At 69.7% G+C, this 24,133-nt stretch carries 21 protein-coding genes and 2 pseudogenes; 22 read left to right on the plus strand and 1 reads right to left on the minus strand.

The features are described 5' to 3' along the window. The 22 genes and pseudogenes from AX750_RS02015 to AX750_RS02115 all read left to right on the plus strand — a co-directional run bounded on the left by AX750_RS02015 (window position 1) and on the right by AX750_RS02115 (window position 21,636). Window positions 1–345: a phage head closure protein gene (locus tag AX750_RS02015; protein WP_066725897.1), complete on the plus strand. Its 345-nt coding sequence runs from the start codon at window positions 1–3 to the stop codon at window positions 343–345. Then, on the plus strand, window positions 342–752 hold the full coding sequence (locus tag AX750_RS02020; protein ID WP_066725900.1) for a DUF3168 domain-containing protein: 411 nt from the start codon (window positions 342–344) through the stop codon (window positions 750–752). The genes AX750_RS02015 and AX750_RS02020 overlap by 4 nt, the downstream gene beginning before the upstream one ends. A 30-nt stretch (window positions 753–782) precedes the next feature. Continuing rightward, window positions 783–1,193 carry a phage major tail protein, TP901-1 family gene (locus AX750_RS02025; protein WP_066725903.1) on the plus strand — a complete coding sequence of 137 codons (411 nt, stop codon included), beginning with the start codon at window positions 783–785 and terminating at the stop codon, window positions 1,191–1,193. 11 nt (window positions 1,194–1,204) lie between these two features. Beyond that, window positions 1,205–1,573: a gene transfer agent family protein gene (locus AX750_RS02030; protein WP_066725905.1), complete on the plus strand. Its 369-nt coding sequence runs from the start codon at window positions 1,205–1,207 to the stop codon at window positions 1,571–1,573. Further along, a complete protein-coding gene (locus AX750_RS02035) occupies window positions 1,570–1,773 on the plus strand; it encodes a phage tail assembly chaperone (RefSeq protein ID WP_066725908.1) in 204 nt (67 codons plus the stop codon). The genes AX750_RS02030 and AX750_RS02035 overlap by 4 nt, the downstream gene beginning before the upstream one ends. Before the next feature lie 36 nt (window positions 1,774–1,809). Next, complete coding sequence (locus AX750_RS02040) at window positions 1,810–2,403, plus strand: phage tail tape measure protein (RefSeq protein ID WP_066725911.1); 594 nt, start codon at window positions 1,810–1,812, stop codon at window positions 2,401–2,403. 11 nt (window positions 2,404–2,414) lie between these two features. Beyond that, window positions 2,415–3,053: a DUF2460 domain-containing protein gene (locus AX750_RS02045; protein ID WP_066725914.1), complete on the plus strand. Its 639-nt coding sequence runs from the start codon at window positions 2,415–2,417 to the stop codon at window positions 3,051–3,053. A gap of 12 nt (window positions 3,054–3,065) precedes the next feature. Beyond that, window positions 3,066–3,947 carry a DUF2163 domain-containing protein gene (locus tag AX750_RS02050; protein ID WP_066725917.1) on the plus strand — a complete coding sequence of 294 codons (882 nt, stop codon included), beginning with the start codon at window positions 3,066–3,068 and terminating at the stop codon, window positions 3,945–3,947. Continuing rightward, window positions 3,944–4,387 carry an NlpC/P60 family protein gene (locus tag AX750_RS02055; protein WP_066725920.1) on the plus strand — a complete coding sequence of 148 codons (444 nt, stop codon included), beginning with the start codon at window positions 3,944–3,946 and terminating at the stop codon, window positions 4,385–4,387. Before AX750_RS02050 ends, AX750_RS02055 begins: the two co-directional genes overlap by 4 nt. A gap of 1,085 nt (window positions 4,388–5,472) precedes the next feature. Further along, window positions 5,473–6,824 (plus strand): annotated as a pseudogene (locus AX750_RS27120) (glycoside hydrolase TIM-barrel-like domain-containing protein); the annotation flags it as partial. A gap of 105 nt (window positions 6,825–6,929) precedes the next feature. Beyond that, window positions 6,930–8,303 (plus strand): annotated as a pseudogene (locus tag AX750_RS27125) (phage tail protein); the annotation flags it as partial. A 56-nt stretch (window positions 8,304–8,359) separates the two neighbouring features. After that, a complete protein-coding gene (locus tag AX750_RS02065) occupies window positions 8,360–8,680 on the plus strand; it encodes a hypothetical protein (protein ID WP_066725923.1) in 321 nt (106 codons plus the stop codon). 42 nt (window positions 8,681–8,722) lie between these two features. Further along, window positions 8,723–9,391, plus strand: coding sequence for a response regulator transcription factor (locus tag AX750_RS02070; protein ID WP_066725926.1), 669 nt, complete (start codon window positions 8,723–8,725; stop codon window positions 9,389–9,391). A 9-nt stretch (window positions 9,392–9,400) separates the two neighbouring features. Then, on the plus strand, window positions 9,401–10,771 hold the full coding sequence (locus AX750_RS02075; protein WP_066725929.1) for a sensor histidine kinase: 1,371 nt from the start codon (window positions 9,401–9,403) through the stop codon (window positions 10,769–10,771). 76 nt (window positions 10,772–10,847) lie between these two features. Continuing rightward, window positions 10,848–11,948, plus strand: coding sequence for a c-type cytochrome biogenesis protein CcmI (gene ccmI / locus AX750_RS02080; RefSeq protein ID WP_066725932.1), 1,101 nt, complete (start codon window positions 10,848–10,850; stop codon window positions 11,946–11,948). Further along, window positions 11,945–12,475, plus strand: a complete 531-nt coding sequence (ccmE, locus tag AX750_RS02085; protein WP_066725935.1) for a cytochrome c maturation protein CcmE — start codon at window positions 11,945–11,947, stop codon at window positions 12,473–12,475. The genes ccmI and ccmE overlap by 4 nt, the downstream gene beginning before the upstream one ends. A 7-nt stretch (window positions 12,476–12,482) precedes the next feature. Then, window positions 12,483–14,468 carry a heme lyase CcmF/NrfE family subunit gene (locus AX750_RS02090; protein ID WP_066725938.1) on the plus strand — a complete coding sequence of 662 codons (1,986 nt, stop codon included), beginning with the start codon at window positions 12,483–12,485 and terminating at the stop codon, window positions 14,466–14,468. A 14-nt stretch (window positions 14,469–14,482) separates the two neighbouring features. Beyond that, a complete protein-coding gene (locus AX750_RS02095) occupies window positions 14,483–14,953 on the plus strand; it encodes a cytochrome c-type biogenesis protein (RefSeq protein ID WP_197426724.1) in 471 nt (156 codons plus the stop codon). A gap of 137 nt (window positions 14,954–15,090) precedes the next feature. After that, a complete protein-coding gene (locus AX750_RS02100) occupies window positions 15,091–16,269 on the plus strand; it encodes a Do family serine endopeptidase (protein WP_066725942.1) in 1,179 nt (392 codons plus the stop codon). A gap of 168 nt (window positions 16,270–16,437) precedes the next feature. Next, on the plus strand, window positions 16,438–17,121 hold the full coding sequence (locus AX750_RS02105; RefSeq protein WP_066725951.1) for a response regulator transcription factor: 684 nt from the start codon (window positions 16,438–16,440) through the stop codon (window positions 17,119–17,121). Window positions 17,122–17,155: 34 nt separating this feature from the next. Then, window positions 17,156–18,670, plus strand: a complete 1,515-nt coding sequence (locus AX750_RS02110; RefSeq protein WP_156446682.1) for an ATP-binding protein — start codon at window positions 17,156–17,158, stop codon at window positions 18,668–18,670. A gap of 11 nt (window positions 18,671–18,681) precedes the next feature. Continuing rightward, entirely contained in the window at window positions 18,682–21,636 is a 2,955-nt protein-coding gene (locus AX750_RS02115) for a bifunctional [glutamine synthetase] adenylyltransferase/[glutamine synthetase]-adenylyl-L-tyrosine phosphorylase (protein WP_066725954.1), read from the plus strand. Window positions 21,637–21,648: 12 nt separating this feature from the next. Here AX750_RS02115 and AX750_RS02120 read toward each other — a convergent pair whose 3' ends face one another. Continuing rightward, window positions 21,649–23,943, minus strand: coding sequence for a PAS domain-containing sensor histidine kinase (locus AX750_RS02120; protein WP_066725957.1), 2,295 nt, complete (start codon window positions 23,941–23,943; stop codon window positions 21,649–21,651). Between the last annotated feature and the right edge of the window lie 190 nt (window positions 23,944–24,133).

The raw sequence follows: 24,133 nt of genomic DNA on the forward strand, positions 1-24,133 counted from the left end.
ATGGCGTCCCATCATCCGCACGGCAGCGATGTCGGCGCGCTGCGGCGGAGGCTCGTTCTCGAAGCGCCGGTTGCGAACGCCGACGGGCTGGGGGGCAAGACCCAGGCTTTCACGACCGTGGCCGCTCTCTGGGCACAGGTCGAATGGCTCTCGGGGGCCGAGCAATGGCGTCGCGGGAGGCCCGAACAGAGCGCGACCCACCGCGTCACGCTGCGCTGGCGCGCCGGCGTCGATGCGGGCCAGCGCCTGCGCGACGGCAACCATCTCTACGACATCCGTGCCGTCGCCGACCCTGATGGCGACCGGCGACGTCTCGTCTGCCTGGTGCGGGAGATCGGTCCATGAGCGATGCGATCCTTCCGCTGCGAGCGGCAGTGCAGGCTGCGCTCGAGGCCGACACGGGCCTCATCGCCCTCATCGGTCCGGGCCGCATCCATGACGAGGCGCCGCGGGGCGCGACCGGCGTCTATGTCGTGCATGGCGAGGTCGAGGCCCGCGACTGGTCGACCGGGACCGAACGCGGCTGCGAGCAGGATTTCGGCCTGACCGTCTGGGCGGGCGAGAGCGGCTCCGCGCGGCTGGCGCTAGAAGCGGCGGCCCGCATTGCGACCGTCCTCGATGAAGCGACACCGGCACTGGTCGGGCATCGCCTCGTCAATTTGCGCTGGCGCTCCAGCCGCCTGGCGCGGGACGGCGCCACCGGCCTCGCTTTCGTCGCGCTCCGGTTCCGGGCCGTGACGGAAGCGCTCTGACTTCAACCGGACAGGACGATGGAGGGCCGGATGTCGGCACAGAAGGGCAAGGATCTGCTGCTCAAGGCGGCGGACGCAGGGGGCGTGTTCGTGACCGTCGCGGGGCTGCGCGCCCGGCAGATCGCGTTCAACGCCGAGGCGGTCGACGTGACCCATTCGGAATCCGCCGGACGCTGGCGCGAGCTTCTGGCCGGCGCCGGCATGCGCCGGGCCGCGATCAGCGGGGCGGGGATCTTCAAGGACGATGCCTCGGACGCGCTCGTGCGTCAGATCTTCTTCGACGGGGCCATCCGCATCTGGCAGGTCGTGGTGCCGGATTTCGGCACCGTCACGGGCCCGTTCCAACTGTCGAGCCTCGAATATCGCGGCGACCATGCCGGCGAGGTCACCTTCGATCTCTCGCTCGAATCCGCCGGCCAGCTCGCCTTTGCGGCACTGTGAGGAGAGCGGCGGTGGTCAACCGGTACCGGGGCGAAACGGCCCTGATGGTCGAGGGGCGAGCGCTGCCGATGCGGCTGACGCTGGGCGCGCTCGCCGAGCTCGAGCAGGCCTTCGCGGTCGATAGCCTTCCCGCGCTCGGTGAGCGCTTCGCGACGGGGCGGCTCTCGGCGCGCGACGTTTCACGCATCCTGGCGGCGGGGCTGCGTGGCGCCGGCAGCTCGTTCGGCGAGGATGAGGTCAGGGAGATGGCCTTCGACGGCGGGCTCAACGGCGCCATCCATGCGGCGATCGCTTTGCTCGAGGCGACTTTCGGCGACGCCGCAGGCGGCCCTCCGCCCTTGGAGGCCAAAATCCCCCCTCCGGCGCCGCCGGTGGGCTGACGCCGCCGGCGGCGCCCTTTCCCTGGGCCGAGATCATGGCCTTCGGGCTCGGCCGTCTCGGCTGGCCGCCCGATATCTTCTGGGCCGCGACTCCGCGCGAGATCGCCGCCGCCATGCGCGCCCACCGCTACGGCGAAGACACCGGAGCCCCGGCGCGCGACGCTCTTCTGGCGCTGATGGCGGCCCATCCCGACGCCTGACCGGATTCGCCACCCCTCCATCCCGAAAGGTCCATCATGGCCGATGACGAGATCGACCTCTCCTCCCGCCTGTCCGACCTGCGGACCCTGGGCTCGCTGACGCAGAGCCTCGACAAATCGGCCGCCAGCTTCGGGAAATCGATCACCAATGCCTTCGCCAAGGGCATCGTCGAGGGCAAGCGCTTCGACGAGGTGCTGCGCAGCGTCGGGCGATCCATCACGGAGAGCCTGCTCAAATCGGCGCTCAAGCCGCTCCAGAGCAGCCTGTCGAACCTGCTGGGCAGCGGACTGAAGGGCCTCGCTGGCGCCTTTGGCGGATTCAATGTCGGTGGCGCGGCGGCGAGCGCCCCCGTCGCGCCCTTCGCCGACGGAGGGGTCATCGCCTCGCCGGCCTATTTCCCGCTCGGGCGCGGCCTCGGCCTGATGGGCGAGCGCGGGGCTGAGGCGATCCTGCCGCTGAGCCGGGGGGCCGACGGAAAGCTGGGCGTGCGCTCCTCCGGCGAGGCGCGGCGGCCGCTCAACGTCGTCGTCCAGGTCTCGACGCCCGACGCCGACAGTTTCCGCCGCTCCGAGGCGCAGCTTTCCGCCGCCATCGCACGGGCGGTGGCGCGCGGCAGCCGCGCGCTGTGACGGAGACGGCGATGAGCGATTTTCACGAGATCCGCTTTCCGACCACCATTGCGCGCGGGGCCCGGGGCGGGCCCGAGCGGCTGACCCAGATCGTCGCGCTGGCCTCTGGGCGGGAGAGACGCAACAGCCGCTGGGCCCATTCGCGAAGGCGCTACGATGCCGGTTTCGGAATCCGAACGCTCGATGCGCTCGCCGAAGTCGTCGCCTTTTTCGAGGAGAGGCGCGGCCGCCTTTACGGCTTCCGCTGGCGCGATCCGCTCGACTGGAAGAGCTGCGCACCTTCCGCCACGCCGGCTGCGACGGACCAGGCCATCGGCACCGGCGACGGCGTCACCCGCAGCTTTCCGCTGTGCAAGCATTATGGCAGCGGCATCGCGACCTATCGCAGGACGATCACCAAGCCTGTCGCCGACGAGGTTCTGGTGGCGGTCGCCGGCGTGGTCGTCGATCCGGCCCATGTCACCTGCGACGCCGCGACCGGTCTCGTGACCTTCGCCAGCGGTCACGCGCCGCCGCCGGGTGCCTCTGTGACCGCGGGCTTCCTCTTCGACGTGCCGGTGCGCTTCGACACCGATGCGATCGAGGTCGATCTCTCGGCCTTCGAGGCCGGCGAGATCCCGCGCATCCCCATCGTCGAAATCGTTCCCTGAAGCGAGCCTGTCATGCGCGACATTCCCGAGGCCCTGGCGGAGCATCTCGCCCAGGGCGCGACGACCCTGTGCCGCTGCTGGAGCCTGACCCGTCGCGACGGCGTGGTGCTCGGCTTCACCGATCACGACACGAGCCTTGCCTTCGACGGCGTGACCTTCGCCGCCGAGACGGGGCTGGAAGCCGCGGAGACCGCGGCCGAACTGGGGTTCGTGGTCGGCGGAGGCGAGGTTGCCGGCGCCTTCGCGGCCACCGGGCTGAACGAGGGCGATCTGGCCCGCGGGCTCTATGACGACGCCCGGGTCGCCATCTGGCTCGTCAACTGGGCCGAGCCGGCCCAGCGCCTCCTGCTGGAGACCGGCTTCGTCGGCGAGGTCCGGCGGAGCGACAGCGCCTTCACGGCAGAGGTGAGGGGGCTCGCCAAGGCCTTCGACGAGGAGCGGGGCCGGCTCTACACGCGCTCCTGCTCGGCCGATCTCGGCGATGCGCGCTGCGGCCTGACGATCCTGCCGACGCCTGCGGTGGTCAATTCGATGGACGGTCGTCTCGGCTTCACAGCCGCGGCGCTGGCCGGCTTTGCCGACGGCCATTTCACCGGAGGGCGGCTCGTCTTCACGGCGGGCGCGAACACCGGTTTTGTCACAGAGGTGATGCGCCATGGCGCCAATGGCGACGCCGCTTCGCTTCAGCTCTGGCAGGCGCCGCCTTCGCGGATCGAGACGGGCGACGCCTTTCACGTCTCCCCCGGCTGCGACAAGAGCTTCGCCACCTGCCGGGGGCGGTTCGGCAATGGCGTGAACTTCCGGGGCTTCCCCCATATTCCAGGCAACGATTTCATCATCGGCGGCGTGCGGCCGGGCGACGGCGCCCTCGACGGCGGGAGCCTGTTCCGATGAGCGCGCCGCTCGAACGGCCCGCGATCGTCGAAGCCGCACGGAACTGGATCGGCACGCCCTATCATCACCAGGCTTCGCTGCGCGGTGTCGGCTGCGATTGCCTCGGGCTGGTGCGCGGCGTCTGGCGCGATCTCTGCGGACCCGAGCCCGAGACACCGCCGCCCTATACGCCGGAGGGGTGCGAGGGGCTGGGCGCGGAGATGCTCGCCGCGGCCGCGCTGCGCCACCTCGTGCCGGTCGCGCCCGGGCAGGAACGGCCCGGCGATGTGCTGCTGTTCCGATGGCGCAGCCATCTGCCGGCACGCCATTGCGCGATCCTCGCTGCGCCGGACCGCATCATCCACGCCCATGACGGTGCGCAGGTCGCTGAAGTCGCCCTCACGCGCTGGTGGCGGCGGCATCTCAGCCATGCCTTTTCCTTTCCGGGAGTGACCGACTGATGGCGACTCTCCTTCTCCAGGTCGCCGGCAATGCGCTCGGCGCAGCGCTGGGTGGACCTTTCGGGGCCGCGATCGGCCAGGCGGTGGGCGGCATCGCCGGCGCCGTCATCGACCAATCGCTTCTCGGCGGCTCGGCCGGGACGCGCCGCGTCGAGGGGCCGCGCTTGAGCGAGATCAGTGGGCTGGCCTCCAGCGAGGGCGCCGCGATCCCGCGCGTCTATGGACGGGCCCGGATCGGCGGGCAGCTGATCTGGGCCACGCGCTTCGAGGAGGAGATCAAGGTCTCGGTGACGCGCAGCAAGACGGGCGGGAAAGGCAGCCCCAAGCAGAAGACCGTCGAGACGACCTATAGCTACTACGCGAATCTCGCCATCGGGCTGTGCGAGGGGCCGATCGCCTTCGTCCGCCGGATCTGGGTCGACGGGCGCGAACTCGACGTCGCCACCGTCGCCATGCGGGTCCACCAGGGTGACGAGGCCCAGGAGCCCGACCCGCTGATCGCCGCCAAGGAGGCCGGCGAGACGCCGGCCTATCGCGGCCTCGCCTATGTCGTCTTCGAGCGCTTTCCGCTCGCCGATTACGGCAACCGGGTTCCGCAATTCTCCTTCGAGGTCGTCCGGCCGGTCGAGGGGCTGGGCCAGATGATCCGGGCGGTGACGCTGATCCCCGGCGCGGGCGAATTCGTCTACGACATGCGCGCCGTCAGCCACGAGCCCGAGCCCGGCGTCAGCGAGAGCCTCACGCGCCACCAGCTCTATGGCGGGGCCGATGTCGACACCGCCATCGCCCATCTGATCGCGCTCTGCCCGAACCTGCGACGCGTTTCCCTCGTCGTGGCCTGGTTCGGCGATGATCTCAGAGTGGGCGAATGCACGCTTGCGCCCCGCGTCGAGATCGCCCACAAACCCACGGTCGGGGCCGAATGGACCGTGGCGGGCCTCGACCGGGCCGGGGCGCGCGTCGTCAGCGAAGCTGATGGACGACCAGCGTTCGGCGGAACGCCCTCGGACGATGGCGTGATCCGGCTGATCCGGCGGCTGCGCGACGATTATGGCCTCGAGGTCGTGCTCTACCCCTTCCTCATGATGGATGTTCCCGCCGGCAACGCCCTTCCGGACCCGGTGTCCGGCACAGCGGGGCAGCCGTATTATCCGTGGCGAGGTCGGATCACCTGCTTTCCGGCGCCCGAAACAGCGGGCAGTCCGGACGGGACGGCCGCAGCCGCGGCGCAGGTCGAGACCTTTCTCGGGACCGTCACCGCAGCGGATGTGACGGCCGAGGGCGAGAGCGTGGTCTGCGCCCGCCCCGGCGAGTGGAGTTACCGGCGCTTCGTCCTGCACTACGCCCGGCTGGCGCAGGTCGCCGGTGGCGTCTCAGCCTTCGTGCTGGGCTCGGAGATGCCGGGCCTGACCCGTATCCGGGGCGCGGCCGGCTACCCCATGGTCGACGGGCTCGTCGATCTCGCTGCCGAGGTCGCATCCATTCTGCCAGCCGCGACTCTGACCTATGCGGCGGACTGGACGGAATACGGGGCGCATGTCCGCAATGCGGGCGATGATGTCACCTTTCCGCTCGATCCGCTCTGGGCTTCCCCGGCTATCGGCGCGATCGGGATCGACTATTACCCGCCCCTGTCCGATTGGCGCGACGGCGCTGCCCATGCCGACGCGGCGATCGCATCCGGGCCTGCTGACCTCGCCCATCTTCGCGCGCGCCTCGGCTCGGGCGAGGCCTATGACTGGTTCTATGCCGACGACGCCGGCCGGGCCGACCAGACGCGCGTGCCGATCGAGGACGGCGCCTATGGCAAGCCCTGGGTCTTTCGGCCCAAGGATCTGGTCGGCTGGTGGACGCAGCCGCATGTCGAACGGGTCGGCGGGATCGAGACTGGGGCGACGTCTTTCGTTCCCGGTGCCAAGCCGATCTGGCTGACCGAGACCGGCATTCCGGCGGTCGACAAGGGGGCCAATGCGCCCAACGTCTTTCCCGATGCGAAATCGACGGAAGGCGGCGTGCCGCCCTTTTCCAGCGGAGCGCGCGACGATCTCGTCCAAGCGCGCGGGCTCGAGGCCATCCTCTCGGGTTTCGACCCGGCGCGCGCCGGCTTCGAGGGGCATCGCAATCCGGTGCACCCGATCAGCGGCATCCGGATGGTCGACCCCGCCAACATCTTCGTCTGGAGCTACGATGCGCGGCCGTTTCCAGCCTTCCCCGATCTCGGCGGGATCTGGGCCGACGGTGCCGCCCACGACACCGGCCACTGGCTCAACGGCCGCATCGAGGGCGCGCCGGTCGATCGTTTGCTGCGGCGCATCCTGGCCGATTTCGGCCTGCCTGCGGCCGACGAAATCGCCGTCGATGGCTTCGTCGACGGTTATGTGCTGGAGCGACCGCTCTCGGCGCGGCAGGCGCTGGAGCCGCTCGCGCAGGCCTTCGGCTTCGACGCGACCATGAGCGGCGGTCGGCTCGTTGTCCGCGGCCGCGGCGGCACCGTGGCGCGTGTGCTGGGCCACGACGATCTCGTGCTCGATCGGGAGGGCCGCCCTACGCGCTGCGCCGGGCGCAGGAGAGCGAATTGCCGCTCGAACTGCGGCTGGGTTTCATCGACGGCGAGAGCGACTACCGGACGGCGGCGGTCCTGTCCCGGCGGCTGGCCGGTGCGGCGCGGCGCGAACTCGGCATGGAGACGCCGATCGTCACCCGCGCGGCGGAGGGCCAGCGCCTGGCGGACCGTCGCCTGCAGGAGATCTGGGCCGGCCGGGAAACGCTCGATCTGGAACTGTCGCCCGATCGGCTCGACCTCGAGCCCGGCGACGTCGTGGTGCTCGTGGTCGAGGAGGAAGAGAGGCTGTTCCGCCTGACGCGCATCGAGGACGGTGCGACGCGCCGCGTCAGCGCGAGGGCGGTCGAGCCCGCGATCTATCGCAGCGCTGCGGTCCCCAGCCTCCCGCGTCCGCCGCGCAGCGCGCCGGCCCTGCCGGGCCGGCCTCTCGCGATCCCGCTCGCGCTGCCGATCGTGCGGACCCAGCCGCCGCCGCTGCTTTCACTCGCCGCCTATGCCTCGCCCTGGCCGGGCGCGCTCGCTGTCTGGCAGGCCGATGACGCAGGATCATTCGCGCTTCTGCGGCTGATCGAGGCACCGTCGATCGTCGGCGAGACCCTGACGGTCCTGCCGCCGGGACCGCTCTGGCGCAGCGACCGCCACGCCGTTCTGGAGCTGCGCCTGCGCGGCGGCGTTCTCGCTTCCGTCTCGCCCGAGGCGGCACTGGCGGGCGCGAATGCGCTCGCCCTGCTCGATGCAGCAGGCGTGGTCGAAATCGTCACGGCGTCGCAGGTCGAGCTGATCGGGCCTGGCCGGTTCAGGCTCTCCGGCCTGATGCGCGGGCTGGGCGGTTCCGAAGCGGCCGCCGCGCGCAGCCTGCCGACGGGCTCGCGGGTCGTTGTGCTCGACGGTGCGGCTGTGACCCTCACGGACGATCTCGCCGATCTCGGGATCGTGCGGCGCTACCGCATCGGACCGGTTCAGCGCGATATCGCCGATGCGACGGTGGTCGAGGTCACGGCCGCGGCGAGTGCTGCTACCCTTTTGCCCCTGGCGCCTGTCCATCCGCAGGCGCGCCGAGAGGCCGACGGCATCCGCTTCTCGTGGATCCGGCGGACGCGCATCGACGGCGATTCCTGGGATCTGGTCGACGTCCCGTTAGGCGAGGAGGCCGAGCGCTGGGAGATCTCCGTGAAGCAAGACGGCATCGAACGCCGGCGCGCGACGACGCAGGAGGCCGCCTGGCTTTATCCCACGGCCTCGGAACTGGCCGATTTCGGCGCATCACAGTCCGAGATCGAGATCGTGATCGCCCAGATGAGCGCCGTGGCGGGCAGGGGGCACGAATACCTTGGACGTCTGCCCGTGCGCTGACATACTCGCGACGGTCCGGAGCATTCATGGCGTGTTCACGCGTGCAGGATTAGCCGATGTCGACCATGCCCTTCGAAACCGTCATCGCCCTGTCCCTGCTGGCGCCGCCCTTGCCGATCGTGATGATCGACAATCCGGAGCCGATCGCCTGCCTGTCCGCCGACGAGACGCGTGACGCGGTGGCGGATGGCAGGGTTATCCAGCCCGCGCAGGCCTCGCGCCACGCACGGCAGGCGGCGCCGGGCGAGGTCGTCCGCATCCGCCTCTGTCGCCAGGGTGACGATTACGTTTACGTTGTGACCACGCTCAAGCGTGACGGCCGGGTTGCCAGGGTGACGCTCGAAGGCCAATCGGGCAAGGTCGGCACCATTCGCTGAGACCGCGTCTTCGCGGCCCGCCCCAACAGGAGATGTCCCGCCGTGAGACTGCTCGTCGTCGAGGACGACAAGGACCTCAACCGCCAGATCGTCACCGCGCTGGAGAATGCCGGCTACGCCGTCGACAAGGCCTTCGATGGTGAGGAGGGGCTCTATCTCGGCGAGACCGAGCCCTATGATGCCGTGATCCTCGATCTTGGTCTGCCGAAGGTCGACGGTGTCGCCGTGCTGCAGGGCTGGCGCCGCGCCGGCAAGACCATGCCGGTGCTGATCCTGACCGCGCGCGACCGCTGGAGCGACAAGGTCGGCGGCTTCGACGCCGGCGCCGACGACTACGTCACCAAGCCTTTCCACGTCGAGGAACTGCTGGCTCGCGTCCGCGCCCTGCTGCGCCGCGCCGCCGGTCACGCGACCTCCGAACTGGTCTGCGGGCCGGTGCGTCTCGACACCCGCGCCAGCCGCGTCGTCGTCGACGGCAACCCGGTCAAGCTGACCTCGCACGAATACCGGCTGCTCGCCTATCTCATGCATCATCAGGGCCGCGTGGTGTCGCGCACCGAACTGGTCGAGCACCTCTACGACCAGGATTTCGACCGCGACTCCAACACCATCGAGGTCTTCGTCGGACGGCTGCGCAAGAAGCTCGGCGTCGAGGTGATCGAGACCGTTCGCGGGCTGGGCTATATCGCAGCGGCGCCCGAGAAGGTCTGATCCCCGCCGATGCCGCTCCGCTCGCATCGCTACTCGCTGGGCGCGCGGCTCTTCATCTCGGCGGCAATCTGCTGCGCTCTGGTGCTGATGCTGGCCGGCTTCGGCCTGACGACCTTCTATCGGCGCTCGGCCGAACGTGGTTTCGACGAACGGCTCAGCGTCTACATCAAGGAACTGATCGCGGATCTTGCGGCTCCGCCCGAGACCGAACGGCAGGCGATCGGCGATCTCGGCGAGCCGCGCTTCGACCTGCCGCTGTCCGGCTGGTACTGGCAGATTATCCGTCTCGACGGTGAAAGGCCCAGCATCCGCGCCTCGCGCTCCCTGGTCGGCGGACAGCTGCCGAAGCTCCTCGATCAGCCGATCGCCCCCAATGCCCGCGGGCTGCGGGAGAGCTACATCTCCGGCCCGGACGACCGGAACCTGCGCATCCTCGAACGCGAGATCGATGTCGGCGAGGACGGCCGCTTCACCGTCGCCGTCGCGGCCCCCTCCGACGAGATCGACGCCGATATCCGCGATTTCCGCCTAGCCCTGACAATGACCTTCGTGCTGCTCGGCCTCGCCCTCGTGGCCTCCACCATCGTCCAGGTGCGCTACGGCCTGCGCCCTCTGAAGCGTCTCGGCGCCGCGGTCGGGATGGTTCGGACAGGTGAGGCGCCGCGCATCATCGGCACCTATCCTCCGGATCTCGCGCCACTCGCGGGCGAGCTCAATCTCCTCATCGACGCCAATCACGAAATTCTCGACCGTGCTCGGACGCAGGTCGGCAATCTCGCCCACGCGCTGAAGACGCCGCTCAGCGTGATGCTCAACGAGGCCGAGGCCGGCGACGCCAACCTGCCGCAGACCGTGCGGACCCAGGCTGCAGTGATGCGCGACCAAGTGCAGTACTATCTCGACCGGGCGCGGGCTGCAGCCCTGTCCGGCGCGCTGGGCGGCGTGACGGAGGTCGCGCCTTCGCTGGACGCCCTGATCCGGACTTTTGCAAAGATCGCCCAGGGGCGCGCGATTGTCGGGAGCCATACGGTTCCGGCATCGGTGCGCTTCCGTGGCGATCGGCAGGATCTGGAGGAGATGCTGGGCAACCTGCTCGACAACGCCTTCAAATGGGCGAAGGCGAAGGTGACTGTAGCGCTCGACCGACCGGATGGCGTGGAGCGGATCGCCCTGCTCATCGACGATGACGGGCCGGGCCTGCCTGAAGAGGCGCTGGCCGATGTGCTCAAGCGTGGCCGCCGTCTGGACGAGGCGACACCCGGCTCCGGGCTGGGACTCTCCATCGTGGTCGATCTGGCGAAGCTCTATGGCGGGGAACTCGCGCTCGAGCGCTCGCCGCTGGGCGGCCTGCGCGCCCGCCTCGTGCTTCCCTCGGTCTGAACATGCCTGGTCTGCGTGACCCTATGTCGCCATCTTCGGGCATGAAGCCGACGCCGGTTTTGGCTATGAGCGTGGCATGCTGATCTGGATCATCTTCGCGATCATGACGGGGGCGGCGATATTCGCCCTGCTCTGGCCCCTTGGACGTGGCCGGGCGCTGGCTTTTGCGGATGGCGCCGACGCCCGCAGCCTCTATCGCTCGCAGCTGGGCGAGATCGACCGTGACCTCGCGCGCAGCCTGATCGGCCCGGCCGAGGCCGATGCCGCCCGCGCGGAAGCCGCGCGCCGCCTGCTGCGCGCGGCAGGTGACGACAGTGGGCCGGAAGGGGTCACCGAATCATCGCTGCGCCGTCGCCGCGCCAGCTCGGCGCTTGCCCTGTCCTGCGTGCCGCTGCTCGCCCTTCTCGTCTACGGAGCTTATGGCTCGCCCGGTCAGCCGGACCAGCCGCTCGCCGCCCGCCTCCAGGCCGACCCGTCGCGGCAGGATTTCGCGCTCGCTCTCACCCGCATCGAAACCCATCTCGCCGCCAATCCGTCCGATGGAAAGGGCTGGTCCGTGGTCGCGCCGGTCTATCTGCGCCAGGGCCGCTATGAGGATGCGGCGACAGCCTTTGCTCAGGCGATCCGCCATGGCGAGGCGAGCCCCGAGGCCCATGCCGGGCTCGGTGAGGCGCGCACGCTGTCGGCAGGCGGCGTCGTCACGGCGGCGGCACGCGCGAGCTTCACGGACGCCCTGCGCCTCGACCCGAAGAACCCGCGTGCCCGCTTCTTCCTCGCGATCGGCCAGGAGCAGGATGGCAACGCCACGGGCGCTGCCGAAGCGTTGCGCACGCTCTTGGCGGAAGCGCCTGCCGACGCCCCCTGGGCACAGGCGGTGCGGCAACGTCTGGCCCGGCTCGAGGCCGAGAAGGCCGGGGGAGTCGCCGCGCTCGCGCCCGCCGAACAGCAAGCGGCGATTCGGGGCATGGTCGAAGGGCTCGCGGCACGGCTGCAGACGGGCGGCGGTTCGCTGTCGGACTGGACTCGCCTGATCCGCTCGCAGGTCGTTCTCGGCGACAAAGCCGCTGCACGCCAGTCGCTTGTTCTGGCGCGTGCGCGGTTGGCGCAGGAGGCCGCGGCACCGGCTGCGCTCGATGCGCTGGCGGAGGAACTGGCCCTGAAGGAGGCCGCGCCATGACCACGGTCGAGCCTGCGCGGCCGCTCGCCGCGAAGCGGCGCTATACCCGCAAGCAGCGGCGCCTGATGCTGATCGGGGCGGCCGGTGCGGTGCTGTTTCTGGCGGCTGGCCTCGTGCTGTTCGCGCTGCGCGACACCATCGTGTTCTTCTACGGCCCGAGCGAGATCGCGGAGAAGAGCGTGGCGCCGGGCACCCGCATGCGCCTGGGCGGGCTGGTCGAGCAGGGCTCAGTCGTTCGCGGCCCGGGCCAGCGCGTCGCCTTCTCGATCACCGACAGCCGCACGGTCATCAAGGTCAGCTATGAGGGCCTCCTGCCCGATCTCTTCCGCGAAGGGCAGGGCGTGGTGACGGAGGGCGTGTTCCAGGGCGGCAGCCAGTTCCGCGCCGACTCCGTCCTCGCCAAGCATGACGAAAACTACATGCCCCGCGAGGTCGCGGACGCGCTGAAGAAGCAAGGACACTGGCAGCCCGGCGATCCCGCTGCGCCGGCCGCGTCGTCGAAACCGGCTCCCAAGGCTGCACCATGAGGCGTTCATGATCGTCGAGATCGGCCATTTCGCGCTCGCGCTGGCTCTGGGCGTCGCCGTCGTCCAGTCGATCGTCCCGCTTTGGGGCGTGGCGCGCCATGATCGCGCGCTCGCCAGCGTCGGCTCGGCTGCAGCGCTGATCTGCTTCCTGCTGGTGACACTGTCTTTCGCGGCGCTCGTGACGAGCTATGTGCGTTCGGATTTCTCGGTCGAGAACGTCGTCGCCAATTCGCACTCCACGCAGCCGCTGATCTACAAGCTGACCTCCGTCTGGGGCAATCATGAGGGCTCGATGCTCCTCTGGGTGCTGATCCTGACGCTGTTCGGGGCACTCGTCGCGCTGTCGCGCCGGTCGCTGCCGGTGCGGCTGCGGGCCGGCACGCTCGCCGCCCAGGGCCTGGTCACGGTCGCCTTCCTGGCCTTCACCCTGCTGACCTCGAACCCGTTCCGGCGCATGGTGCCGGCGCCGCCGGACGGCCAGGACCTCAACCCGATCCTCCAGGATCTCGGCCTCGCGATCCATCCGCCGCTGCTCTATGTCGGCTATGTCGGCTTCTCGATCACCTATGCCTTCGCCGTCGCGGCGCTGATCGATGGGCGGATTGACGCCGTCTGGGCCCGCGCCGTGCGGCCCTGGACGCTGCTGGCCTGGGTGTTTCTCACGCTCGGCATCGCGATGGGCTCCTATTGGGCCTATTACGAGCTCGGCTGGGGCGGCTGGTGGTTCTGGGACCCTGTCGAGAACGCCTCGCTGATGCCCTGGCTCGCCGGCACGGCACTGATCCATTCGACCGTGGTGATGGAAAAGCGCGACGCGCTGAAGGTCTGGACGATCCTGCTCGCGATCCTGACCTTCTCGCTCTCCCTGCTCGGCACCTTCATCGTCCGCTCCGGCGTTCTGACCTCGGTCCACTCCTTCGCGACAGACCCCGCGCGCGGTCTGTTCATCCTCTGCATCCTCGTCTTCTTCGTCGGGGGATCGCTGGCGCTCTTCGCCTGGCGGGCACCGTTGCTGCGGCAGGGCGGTCTGTTCGCGCCGGTGTCCCGGGAAGGCGCGCTGGTCGTCAACAACGTCTTCATCGCCACCGCTTGCGCCACCGTCTTCGTCGGCACGCTCTATCCGCTGGTGCTGGAGATGCTGACCGCCGACAAGATCTCCGTCGGCCCGCCCTTCTTCAACGCGACCTTCGTCCCTGTCCTGGTGCCGCTGCTCTTGCTGCTGCCGCTCGGCCAGACCCTGGCGTGGAAGCGGGGCGATCTGCTCGGTGCCGCCCAGCGCAACATGGCCGCCTTCGCGCTCTCCCTGGTGGCGGCCTTTGCTCTGGTCGCCTGGAGCTGGGGCGGTCCCGTGCTGGCGCCGCTCGGCATCGGCCTGGGCGTCTTCCTCGTGCTCGGCGCGGCCTTCGATCTGGGCGATCGCATCGTCGCCCGCGCCAGTGGCTGGCCGGCGATGTGGTCGCGGGCCAAGGGCCTGCCACGCTCTGCCTGGGGGACCGCGCTCGCCCATGCCGGCGTCGGCGTGAGCGTCATCGGTATCGCGGCGGCCGCGTGGAGCACCGAAGCCATCGGCGTGCTGAAGCCAGGCGAGCGGCTGACCAGCGGGCGCTATACCGTGGTTCTCGAATCCGTCCTGCCGCGCAGCGGCCCGAATTTCCGGGCCGAGGTGGCGCGCTTCCAGCTTTTCGCCGGCAATCGCGAGCTGAGGCCGATCGAGGCCGCCAAGCGCGTCTACACCGCCCGTAACATGCCGACCACCGAGGCCGGCATCCGTACGGTCGGCCTGAGCCAGGCCTATGTGGCGCTGGGAGAGCCGCAGGCCGATGGCGGCATCGCCGTGCGGCTCTACGACAAGCCGCTGATCCTGCTGATCTGGATCGGCTCGATCGTGATGGCGCTCGGCGGCGCGCTGTCGCTGACGGATCGCCGCTTCCGGCTGGCGGCTCCCCGGCGCCAGGCTCCCCAGCCGGTGGCCGTCCCGCAGCCGGCGGAGTGAGCGCGGTGCGTCGCCTGCTTTCGCTCCGCCTGATTGTCGCCGCCGCGATCGCGTGCGCCAGCCTGTCGCCCGGCCTGGCGGTCCAGCCCGGCGAGGTTCTGCCGGATCCCGCCATGGAGCGCCGCGCCCGCGCGATCTCGTCGGAGTTGCGCTGCCTGGTCTGCCAGAACCAGTCGATCGACGATTCGGACGCGCCGCTCGCCAAGGATCTGCGTGTGCTCGTGCGCGAGCGGCTCGTCGCCGGCGACAGCGACACCGCGGTGCGCGATTTCGTCGTCGCGCGCTATGGCGATTTCGTGCTGCTGCGGCCGCCCTTCGATGTCAGGACGGCGCTGCTCTGGGCCGCGCCGCTGCTGATCCTGCTCGCGGCGCTGCTCTTCACCTGGCGGCGCGGCCGGGCCATGCCGGCGCCGGACGCCGCCGCGCCGCTGTCGGAGGAGGAGCGCCGCCGGTTGCAGCGGCTTCTGGATTCGGAGGCGCCCTGATCCAGCGCGGAAACCTCCGGACACGATCAGTTACCTTACAAAATCGTCATCTTCGGGCGAAAGCGGCGTAAGGCTGAGCCCGTCATGGTCCTCGTCACGAGCAGGGAAGGCCCTGCCGAATGTTTCGAGGTTCCGCCATGACCACCAACACCCATCGCCCCCGGTCCATCCTGAAGCGCGGCGCCCTTCTCGCCGGTGCCGCCACGCTGGGCATCGGCCTCGCCGCCGGGCTCGCCGACGGCGCGCTGAAGTTCGACCATCCCGCCTTCGCCCAGCCGATCCAGCTCTCGGGCGTCCAGACCAATCTGCCCTCCTTCGCCGACATGGTCGAGAAGGTGAAGCCGGCGGTCGTCTCGGTCCGCGTCAAGCAGACGATCGAGGCCGCCGATGATGGCCAGGGCAGCCTGGACGACCTGCCGCCGGGCCTGCGCCGATTCTTCGAGCAGCAGATGCCGCGCGGCGCCGTTCCCGGCCGGCCGCAGCCGCGCCAGGGCATGTCGCAGGGCTCCGGCTTCTTCATCAGCCAGGACGGCTACATCGTCACCAACAACCACGTCGTCGACAAGGCCTCCGAGGTCCAGATCGTCACCGACGACGGCAAGACGCTCGAGGCCAAGGTCATCGGCACCGACCCGCGCACCGATCTCGCTCTGCTGAAGGTCAACGAGGGCGGCAGCTTCCCCTTCGTCCAGCTCGCCACGGCGAAGCCGCGGATCGGCGACTGGGTGCTGGCGGTCGGCAACCCCTTCGGCCTCGGCGGCACGGTCACGGCCGGCATCGTCTCGGCTCAGGGTCGCGACATCGGCTCGGGCCCATATGACGACTTCCTGCAGATCGACGCGGCGGTGAACCGCGGTAATTCCGGCGGGCCGACCTTCAACCAGAAGGGCGAGGTCGTCGGCGTCAACACCGCGATCTTCTCGCCCTCGGGCGGCAATGTCGGCATCGCCTTCGCCGTCCCGGCCTCGACGGTCGAACAGGTCGTCACCGCCCTCAAGAAGGACGGCACGGTGGCGCGCGGCTTCATCGGCGTGCAGATCCAGCCGGTGACCGCCGAGGTCGCGGAGGCGATCGGGCTGAAGGAGCCGCACGGCGCCCTCGTCGCGGCCGCCGAGCGCACCGGGCCTGCAGCCAGGGCCGGCATCAAGCGCGGTGACACGATTCTTTCGGTCGACGGCGTCGCGATCAAGGATGCCCGCGAACTCTCGCGCCGTATCGCCAGCTTCGCGCCCGGCACCAAGGTGAAGCTCTCCGTCTGGCGCGACGGCAAGGAGCGCGAGATCGCTTTCGAGGTCGGCCGCCAGCCGGCCGCCTGATCCTGATGAGGCCGATGCCGGCTTCTGGCCGGCATCGGATCTGAGGCAAGGCTCGTGTCCTCCCGGCAGACCGTCGCCCCCGCGCCGGGAGGCCAGCCTTCACCGCGGCAGGCCGGATGCGTATCCTCCGGCCTGCCATTTTTCGTCGTTCTGGGATAGGCTTGGCCGATGCGACTGCTGATCGTCGAAGATGATGCCGAGGCTGCGGCCTATCTGACCAAGGCCTTCCGCGAGGCCGGCCATGTCGCCGACCATGCCGGCGATGGTCTGGAAGGCTACGCCATGGCCGAGGGCGGCGGTTACGACGTCCTGGTGGTCGACCGCATGTTGCCGCGTCTTGACGGGCTCTCGCTGATCCGTTCGCTGCGCGAGCAGAATGACGCGACGCCCGCTCTCATTCTCTCTGCCCTGGCGCAGGTCGACGACCGGGTGAAGGGCCTGCGCGCCGGTGGCGACGACTACCTGCCCAAGCCCTATGCGTTTTCGGAGCTGCTGGCGCGGGTCGAGGTGCTGTCGCGCCGTCGCGCTGCCCCGGCTTCCGAGCCGACGACCTACCGCGTCGGCGATCTCGATCTCGACCGGCTCGCCCATCGCGTGACGCGCGCGGGCACGGAGATCCTGCTGCAGCCCCGTGAGTTCCGCCTGCTCGAATACCTCATGAAGCATGCGGGCCAGGTGGTGACGCGTACCATGCTGCTGGAGAACGTCTGGGATTATCATTTCGACCCCCAGACCAACGTCATCGACGTGCATGTCAGCCGCCTGCGCGCCAAGATCGACAAGGGTTTCGAGCACCCGATGATCCACACCATCCGCGGCGCGGGATACATGATCCGTGACACGGCCCGCTGAACCGGCCGCCGCCGGCGCGGGGACGGCGCGCCCCGTGCAGCGCTTCCTGCCGACGCTGTTCCGCACCACCGCTTTCAAGCTGACGGCGGTCTATCTCGTTATCTTCGCGCTCTTTGCCGGGCTTCTGCTCGGCTATGTCGCCTGGAACGCCAAGCGCCTGCTCGACGACCAGATCCGCTCGACCATCGACGCGGAGATCCAGGGCCTGGCCGAGCAGCAGCGCCAGGGCGGCATCCGGCGCCTCGTCAATGTCGTGGAGCGCCGCTCGCGCGCGCCAGGCGCCTCTCTCTATCTCGTCACCACGCCGGTCGGCGAGCGCATCGCCGGCAATGTCGAGGCGCTGCCTCCCGGCACACTCGACCGGCCGGGCGAGGCGGAGATCGAATATGCCCGCACCAGCGAGGCCGTGGACCGCCCGAGCCGGGCGATCGTGCGCGTCTTCGTGCTGCCGGCCGGCTTCCGCCTGCTGGTCGGGCGCGATGTCGAGGAGCGCGAGCGGCTGGGCATCGTGATCCGCCGCGCGGCCGGCTGGTCGCTGCTCGTCGTCTTCGTTCTCGGCTGCTTCGCGAGCTGGTTCGTCGCGCGGCGCGTGCTGAAGCGCATCGACGACATGACCGGCACCGCGCAGTCGATCATGGCCGGCGACCTGAAGGGCCGCCTCGCCATCTCCGGCACGGGCGACGAGCTCGATCGCCTCGCGCTCAACCTCAACGCCATGCTGGAGCGCATTGGCGAACTCATGGCCGGCATGCAGCAGGTCTCGGACAACATCGCCCATGACCTGAAGACGCCGCTGACGCGGCTGCGCAACCGCGCGGAGGAGGCGCTGCGCACCGCGACCTCGCCCGACGAGCTCCGCGCTGCGCTCGATGGCTCGATCGACGAGGCCGACAACCTGATCCGCGTCTTCAACGCGCTGCTGATGATCGCGCGGCTGGAGACCGGCCGTATCCGGGACAGCATGGACGGGCTCGATCTCTCGGAGATCGTCTCCGGCCTCGCTGAACTCTACGAGCCGCTGGCGGAGGAGGCGGGGCTATCGCTGGTCACGGAGATCGCGCCCGGGCTGCGGGTCATCGGCAATCGCGAACTCATCGGCCAGGCGCTGGCCAATCTCATCGACAATGCCCTGAAATATGGCGAGCCGCCCGAGGGCGGGCGGGCGGAGGTGACGGTCGCCGCGTGGCGGGAGCGGGACGAGATCCTGCTCTCCGTCGCCGATCACGGGCCGGGTATCCCGCCGGAGGACCGCGCCCGCGTGCTCGAACGTTTCGTGCGGCTCGATGCCAGCCGCAGCAAGCCGGGCTTTGGGCTCGGCCTCGCGCTCGCCGCCGGCGTGGTGCGCCTGCATGGCGGCCAGTTGCGGCTGGAGGACAACGCTCCGGGCCTGCGCGTCGTCATCGCCCTGCCGGTGCTGGAGGCCACGCCCGAGCCGCCGCGGCCCGCCACCGAAACGGCCGGCAACGCCAAGGCTGTGGACACGGCGCCTCCGTCCGCGCGTCCCGGCTCGACAGCGGCGCCGAACCCTGTTGGCGTCCCCTCCCTGTGAGGGGGACGGCGATGACGATGCGTCTGTGTGAGCGGTTGAAGGCGGCGCCTGTGCTGCCGGCGCGGGCAAAAGCCGCCCAGATCCTGGCGAAGGACCTGATCGACCGGCTTCACGATCCCGAGGCCGCCGAGGCGCTGGCGGCGCATGTCGCCGGGAATGAACGCAGCGCCGCGCTCGTTGCAGGCCTGCTGGCGCATGCACCCTTCCTCACCCAGATCATGCGGCAGGACCCTTCGGGGCTGCTCGCCTGCCTGACCGAAGCGCCGGAAGCGCGCCGCGATGCGCTACTCGCGGACGTGGCACGGGCCGGTGCAGCCGCGGGCGACGCGCCGGAGCTGATGCGGCTGCTCCGCCGCTTCCGGCGCAGCATGGCGCTTCTGATCGCGTTGGCCGACATCGGCGGCGTCTGGGACGTCGAAACCGTCACCGCCGCGCTGACGGCCACCGCCGACATCGCGGTCCGGCTCGCGACCGATCATGTCCTGCGTCAGGCCGCCGATCTCGGGCGCATTCGGCTGTCGGATCCCGCCGACCCGGGAGCGGGATCCGGCCTCGTCGTGCTCGCGCTCGGCAAGCATGGCGCCGGCGAGCTGAACTACTCCTCCGACATCGACATCGTCGTCTTCTTCGATCCCGAGGTGGCGGAGGCCGTCGGCGTCGCCGAGCCGACCAGCTTCTATGTCAAGCTGACCCAGCAGATCGCCCGCATCATCCAGGAGCGGACGCCCGACGGCTATGTCTTCCGCGTCGATCTGCGCCTGCGGCCCGATCCCGCCTCGACCCATGTCGCCGTGCCGCTGCCCTCGGCCTATGCCTATTACGAGACCGTCGGCCAGAACTGGGAACGCGCGGCGATGATCAAGGCGCGGCCCGTGGCCGGGGATCTCCCGCTCGGCCAGCGCTTTCTCAAGGACCTCGCCCCCTTCATCTGGCGCAAATATTTCGACTTCGCGACCATCGCCGACATCCACGCGATGAAGCGTCAGATCCAGACGGTGAAGGGCCACGAGACCATCGCCGTCGCCGGCCACAACGTGAAGCTCGGCCGCGGCGGTATCCGCGAGATCGAGTTCTTCGTGCAGACGCAGCAGCTCGTCTTCGGCGGCCGGCGCGTGGCGCTCCGCGGTCCGCGCACGCTGGAGATGCTGGCCGAGCTGACGCGGGAGGGCTGGATCACCCCTACCGCCCGCGACGAACTGGCGGAGTCCTATCGCTGGCTACGGACGATCGAGCACCGCCTGCAGATGCGCCATGACGAGCAGACTCAGACGCTGCCCAAGGCGGCGGCCGATCTCGAAGCCTTCGCCCGCTTCTGCGGCTATCCCTCGACGGCCGCCTTCGGCAAGGCGCTGACCGCCCATGCCCGCCGGGTCGAGGGCCATTACGCCCTGCTGTTCGAGGAGGGGCCGAGCCTCGCCAGCGAGGCCGGGACGTTGAGCTTCACCGGCTCCGAGATCGATCCGCAGACGCTGGAGACGCTGCAGAAACTGGGCTTCCGCCAGGCCCAGACGGCGGCCGAGACGGTGCGGGGCTGGCATTTCGGCCGCCGCGCCGCCGTCACCAGCCCCCGCGCCCGCGAAGTCCTGACGGAACTCACGCCCGCCCTGCTCGTCGCGCTCGGCCGCACCGCCGATCCCGACGGCGCGCTTGCCCATCTCGACAATGCCTTCGTGCGGATGCCGGCCGCGGTCGAACTGCTGACGCTGCTGCGCTCGCAGGACGCGCTGCTGACGCTGTTCGCCGAAATCCTCGGCAGCGCGCCGCGCCTCGCCAGGGTGGCCGCGCTCCACCCACATGTGCTCGACGGCGTCATCGACCCCGCCTTCGGCCAGGCTGCGCTCGACAGCGACGCGCTGGAGCGCCGCATCCGCGGTGTCGTCGGTTCACCGCCGCCGAGCGTCGAGGAGGGGCTGGACCGGCTGCGCGACGCCGCCCGCCAGGAGAACTTCCTCGTCGGCGCCAGGCTGCTCTCCGGCGTCTACCCCGCCCAGGCCGCCGCCCAGGCCTATTGCGCCGTGGCGGAAGCCTGCCTTCGCGTGGCCTTTACCGACACCCGCGCGGCCTTTTCAGCCGATCACGGCGTGATCGAAGGCGCGCAGAGCGTCGTGCTGGGTCTCGGCCGGCTCGGAGCGGGTGAGCTCACGCCATCCTCCGACCTCGACCTGATGCTGCTCTACGACCGTCCGGAGGAGGCAGGGCCGAGCGATGGCCGCCGCAGTCTCGATCCGGTGACCTGGCATGTCCGCTTCACCCAGCGCCTCGTCGCGGCGCTCACGGTGCCGACCCGGCGCGGCACGCTCTACCAGGTCGACATGCGGCTGCGCCCGTCGGGCAACAAGAGCCCGGCCGCGACCCAGTTCGCGGGTTTCGAGGCCTATCACCGCGGTGAGGCCGAGATCTGGGAGGAAATGGCGCTGACCCGTGCGCGCGTCGTGGCGGGTGATCCTGAGCTCGCCGCGCGCGCCGAGACCTCCATCCGCGCGATCCTCAGCCGGCGCCGCGAGCGGGCGAAGGTCGCTGCCGCGGTCGCGCAGATGCGCGCGCTGATCGCGAAGGAGAAGGGCGAGAAAAACCCCTGGGACCTGAAGCTCGCGCTGGGCGGGCTGACCGATCTGGACTTCCTGGCACAGTATCTCGTGCTCGCCCATGCCGCGGATCACCCGGCGCTGCTCGTCCGCGACACCCTCTCGGTCTTCGCGGCCGCGCGCGCGGCGGGACCGCTGGCGGCCCCCGATGCGGCGGCGCTGGAGGAGGCGGCGAGGCTGATCGGCGACGTTCAGCTCTGGCAGCGCTTCACGGTGGAGGAGGCCTTCGACCCGGCGGCCGTGCCCGCCCGCGTCATGACGCGCATCGCCACCTCGGTGGGCCGGCCGGACATCAAGGTCCTGCGGGCGGAGCTGGACGAGGTGCGCGCAGGGGTGCGCACCATCTTCAACAGGGTTCTGGGCGTCGCCCGCTCTGGCTGACGGCGGAGCGGCTCAGGCCGCCTTGGCTATCGCACGGGCACCGCCATCGAGAGGCAGATGGACCATGACGATGGTCCCGGCGCCGATCGTCGAGCGCAGCCGCAGCGAGCCGCCATGCAGCTCGGTGAGGGAGCGGGCGATGGCGAGCCCGAGGCCCGAACCCTGGTAGCTGCGGGTGAGGTCGCCCTCGACCTGCTCGAAGGGGCGGCCGATGCGGTCGATCTTGTCGCGCGGGATGCCGATGCCGCTGTCCTCGACGAAGATGTTGATCGCGCCGGGCACCGGGCGGATGCGGACCGCGATCTGGCCCTCCTGCGGCGTGAACTTGACGGCGTTGTCGAGCAGGTTGCCGAGGATCTGGTAGAGCGCGTGCGGATCCGCCTCAAGATGCGCGTCGCGGGCGCCCTCGACGGTGAGCGTGAGCCCCTTGCGGTCGATCTCGTCCTGAACCTCCCGAACCGCCTCGTCGATGACGAGCCCGATCGCGACGTCCGATTTCTCGAGGCTGACCTTGCCGGATTCCAGGCGGGCCATGTTCAGGATGTCGTTGATGAAGCGCAGGAGATACTCGCCGCTCGAATGGATATCGCGGACATAGTCGGCGTATTTCTCGCCCAGCGGTCCGAAGATGTTGCTCTGCATGACGTCGGAGAAGCCGATGATGGCGTTCAGCGGCGTGCGCAGCTCATGGCTCATATTGGCGAGGAACTCGGATTTGGCGCGGTTGGCGCTTTCCGCCGCGGCTTTCTGTTCGAGATAGCGCTCCGCCATGTCGGCGAGCTGCTGGGCCTGCATTTCGAGCTTCTGGCGCGAGGCCTTGAGGTCGGTGACGTGCATCAGGAGCTGATGCTCCGATTGGGTCAGCCGCTCTTCTTGCTGCTTCAGCTTGGTGATGTCTGTGCCGACCGAGACCGAGCCGCCATCCTTGGTGCGCCGGCCGTTGATCTGCAGCCAGCGCCCGTCCGAGAGGCGCGCCTCATAGGAGGAGGAGCCGTCGGCGCCGCGCAGCGAGCGCAGCGGTTCCTGGTCGATGGTGGGCTGGGCGCTCGAGCGCATGATCTCGTCATGGCGGACGCCGGCCACGGCGAGTTCCGGCGGCAGCTTGTGGAGCTGCTGGTACTTGGCGTTGCAGAGCACGAGGCGGTTGTCGGCATCCCACAGCACGAAGGCCTCGGAGATGGCCTCGACCGCGTCGCGCAGGCGGGCATCGGCGGTGGCCGTGCGTTCGGCCATGCGGCGCTGCTCGGAAATGTCCACCACGATGCCGACGAGGTGCTTGGCGTTGGTGCGGCGGTCGGTGACAAGCTCGGCGCGCGCCTTCAGCCAGATCCAATTGCCGGCGCTGTCGCGGACGCGGAACTCCTGGTCGAGATGGCTCGCCTCGCCGCGGCTGATCGCGTCGGCCAGCGCGTAGAGATCGACATCCTCATGGTGGATGAAGCCGCTCACCTCGCCGAAGGACATGTATTGTCCCGTGCGGGCATAGCCGAGCATGGCGTACATCGAGTCCGACCAGTAGATCCGGCCGCGGGCGAGATCCCAGTCCCACAGCCCGCAATGACCGCGGTTCAGCGCGGTGTCGATGCGCTCGCGGATGCAGTCGCAATCCTCGTCGGCGGCGCGCGCCCGGCGCGACTGGACGATGAAGCCGATGGTGATGGCGGTCAGCACGATGCCGGCTGTAGCGAAGAGAAGGGCGAGCCCGCTGCGGCGCTGCTGCCAGATCGACAGCACGCGCGAGACCGGGTGCAGCACCGCGACCTGGCCCAGCGGAGAGGCGAGGTTGCGCACGGCAGCGATGGCCTCGACGCCGTCCGGAAGGGTGATGCGCATCACGCCGGCGCGGTCGCCGAAGGCGGTGAGCGGCTGGGTCGGCCCGAGAAAATCGACGAGGGTGCGGCGGGTCTGGCCAATCGCGGGTTCGCTGGCGACGACATGGCCGTCCTCGGCGCTGACATGGACGATGCGGCCATGGGCAGCGAGATGGCGCGAGGCGAGGGAGGAGAGCACCATCCCCGGCGCCAGTCCTCGCTGCGAGGCGTTGTCGAGCTCACGCGCGAGCAGGGCCGAGACGAGATCCATGTCGCCGGCCGCATCAGTGAGCGCATCCTCGCGCATCGCGGTGGTCTGGATCGCGGCGCCGGTGGCGAGAAGGATGATGAAGAGCGCGACCAGGCCGGGAATGACGGTTCGGATGGTCGGCTCGAGACTCTCGAAACGCTGGTAGAGCGGATGTGTCAGTGATCGAGCGACACCCAGAATCGACTCTGCGCGCACAGATGCGCAGCCCGCGTTGGCACGCGTCATGCCCCGTCCCCCTTCGGATACTTTACCGACAGTAGATCGGGAGACGTGCCGCATCCCCGCGAATCACGTTCAGTTGAATCCGAGTGAGTCGGTTTGTCTAGCCTTGAGTTGAATCGATTGCGTCGAATTCGCCTTGGGGTTGTGGCGTTTAACCGATTGAATCCTGCGCGCGTAATGAAGCGTTAATCTT

This window comes from Methylobacterium sp. CCH7-A2, from assembly GCF_001557075.1.
Classification (GTDB): Bacteria; Pseudomonadota; Alphaproteobacteria; order Rhizobiales; family Beijerinckiaceae; genus Allobosea; species Allobosea massiliensis.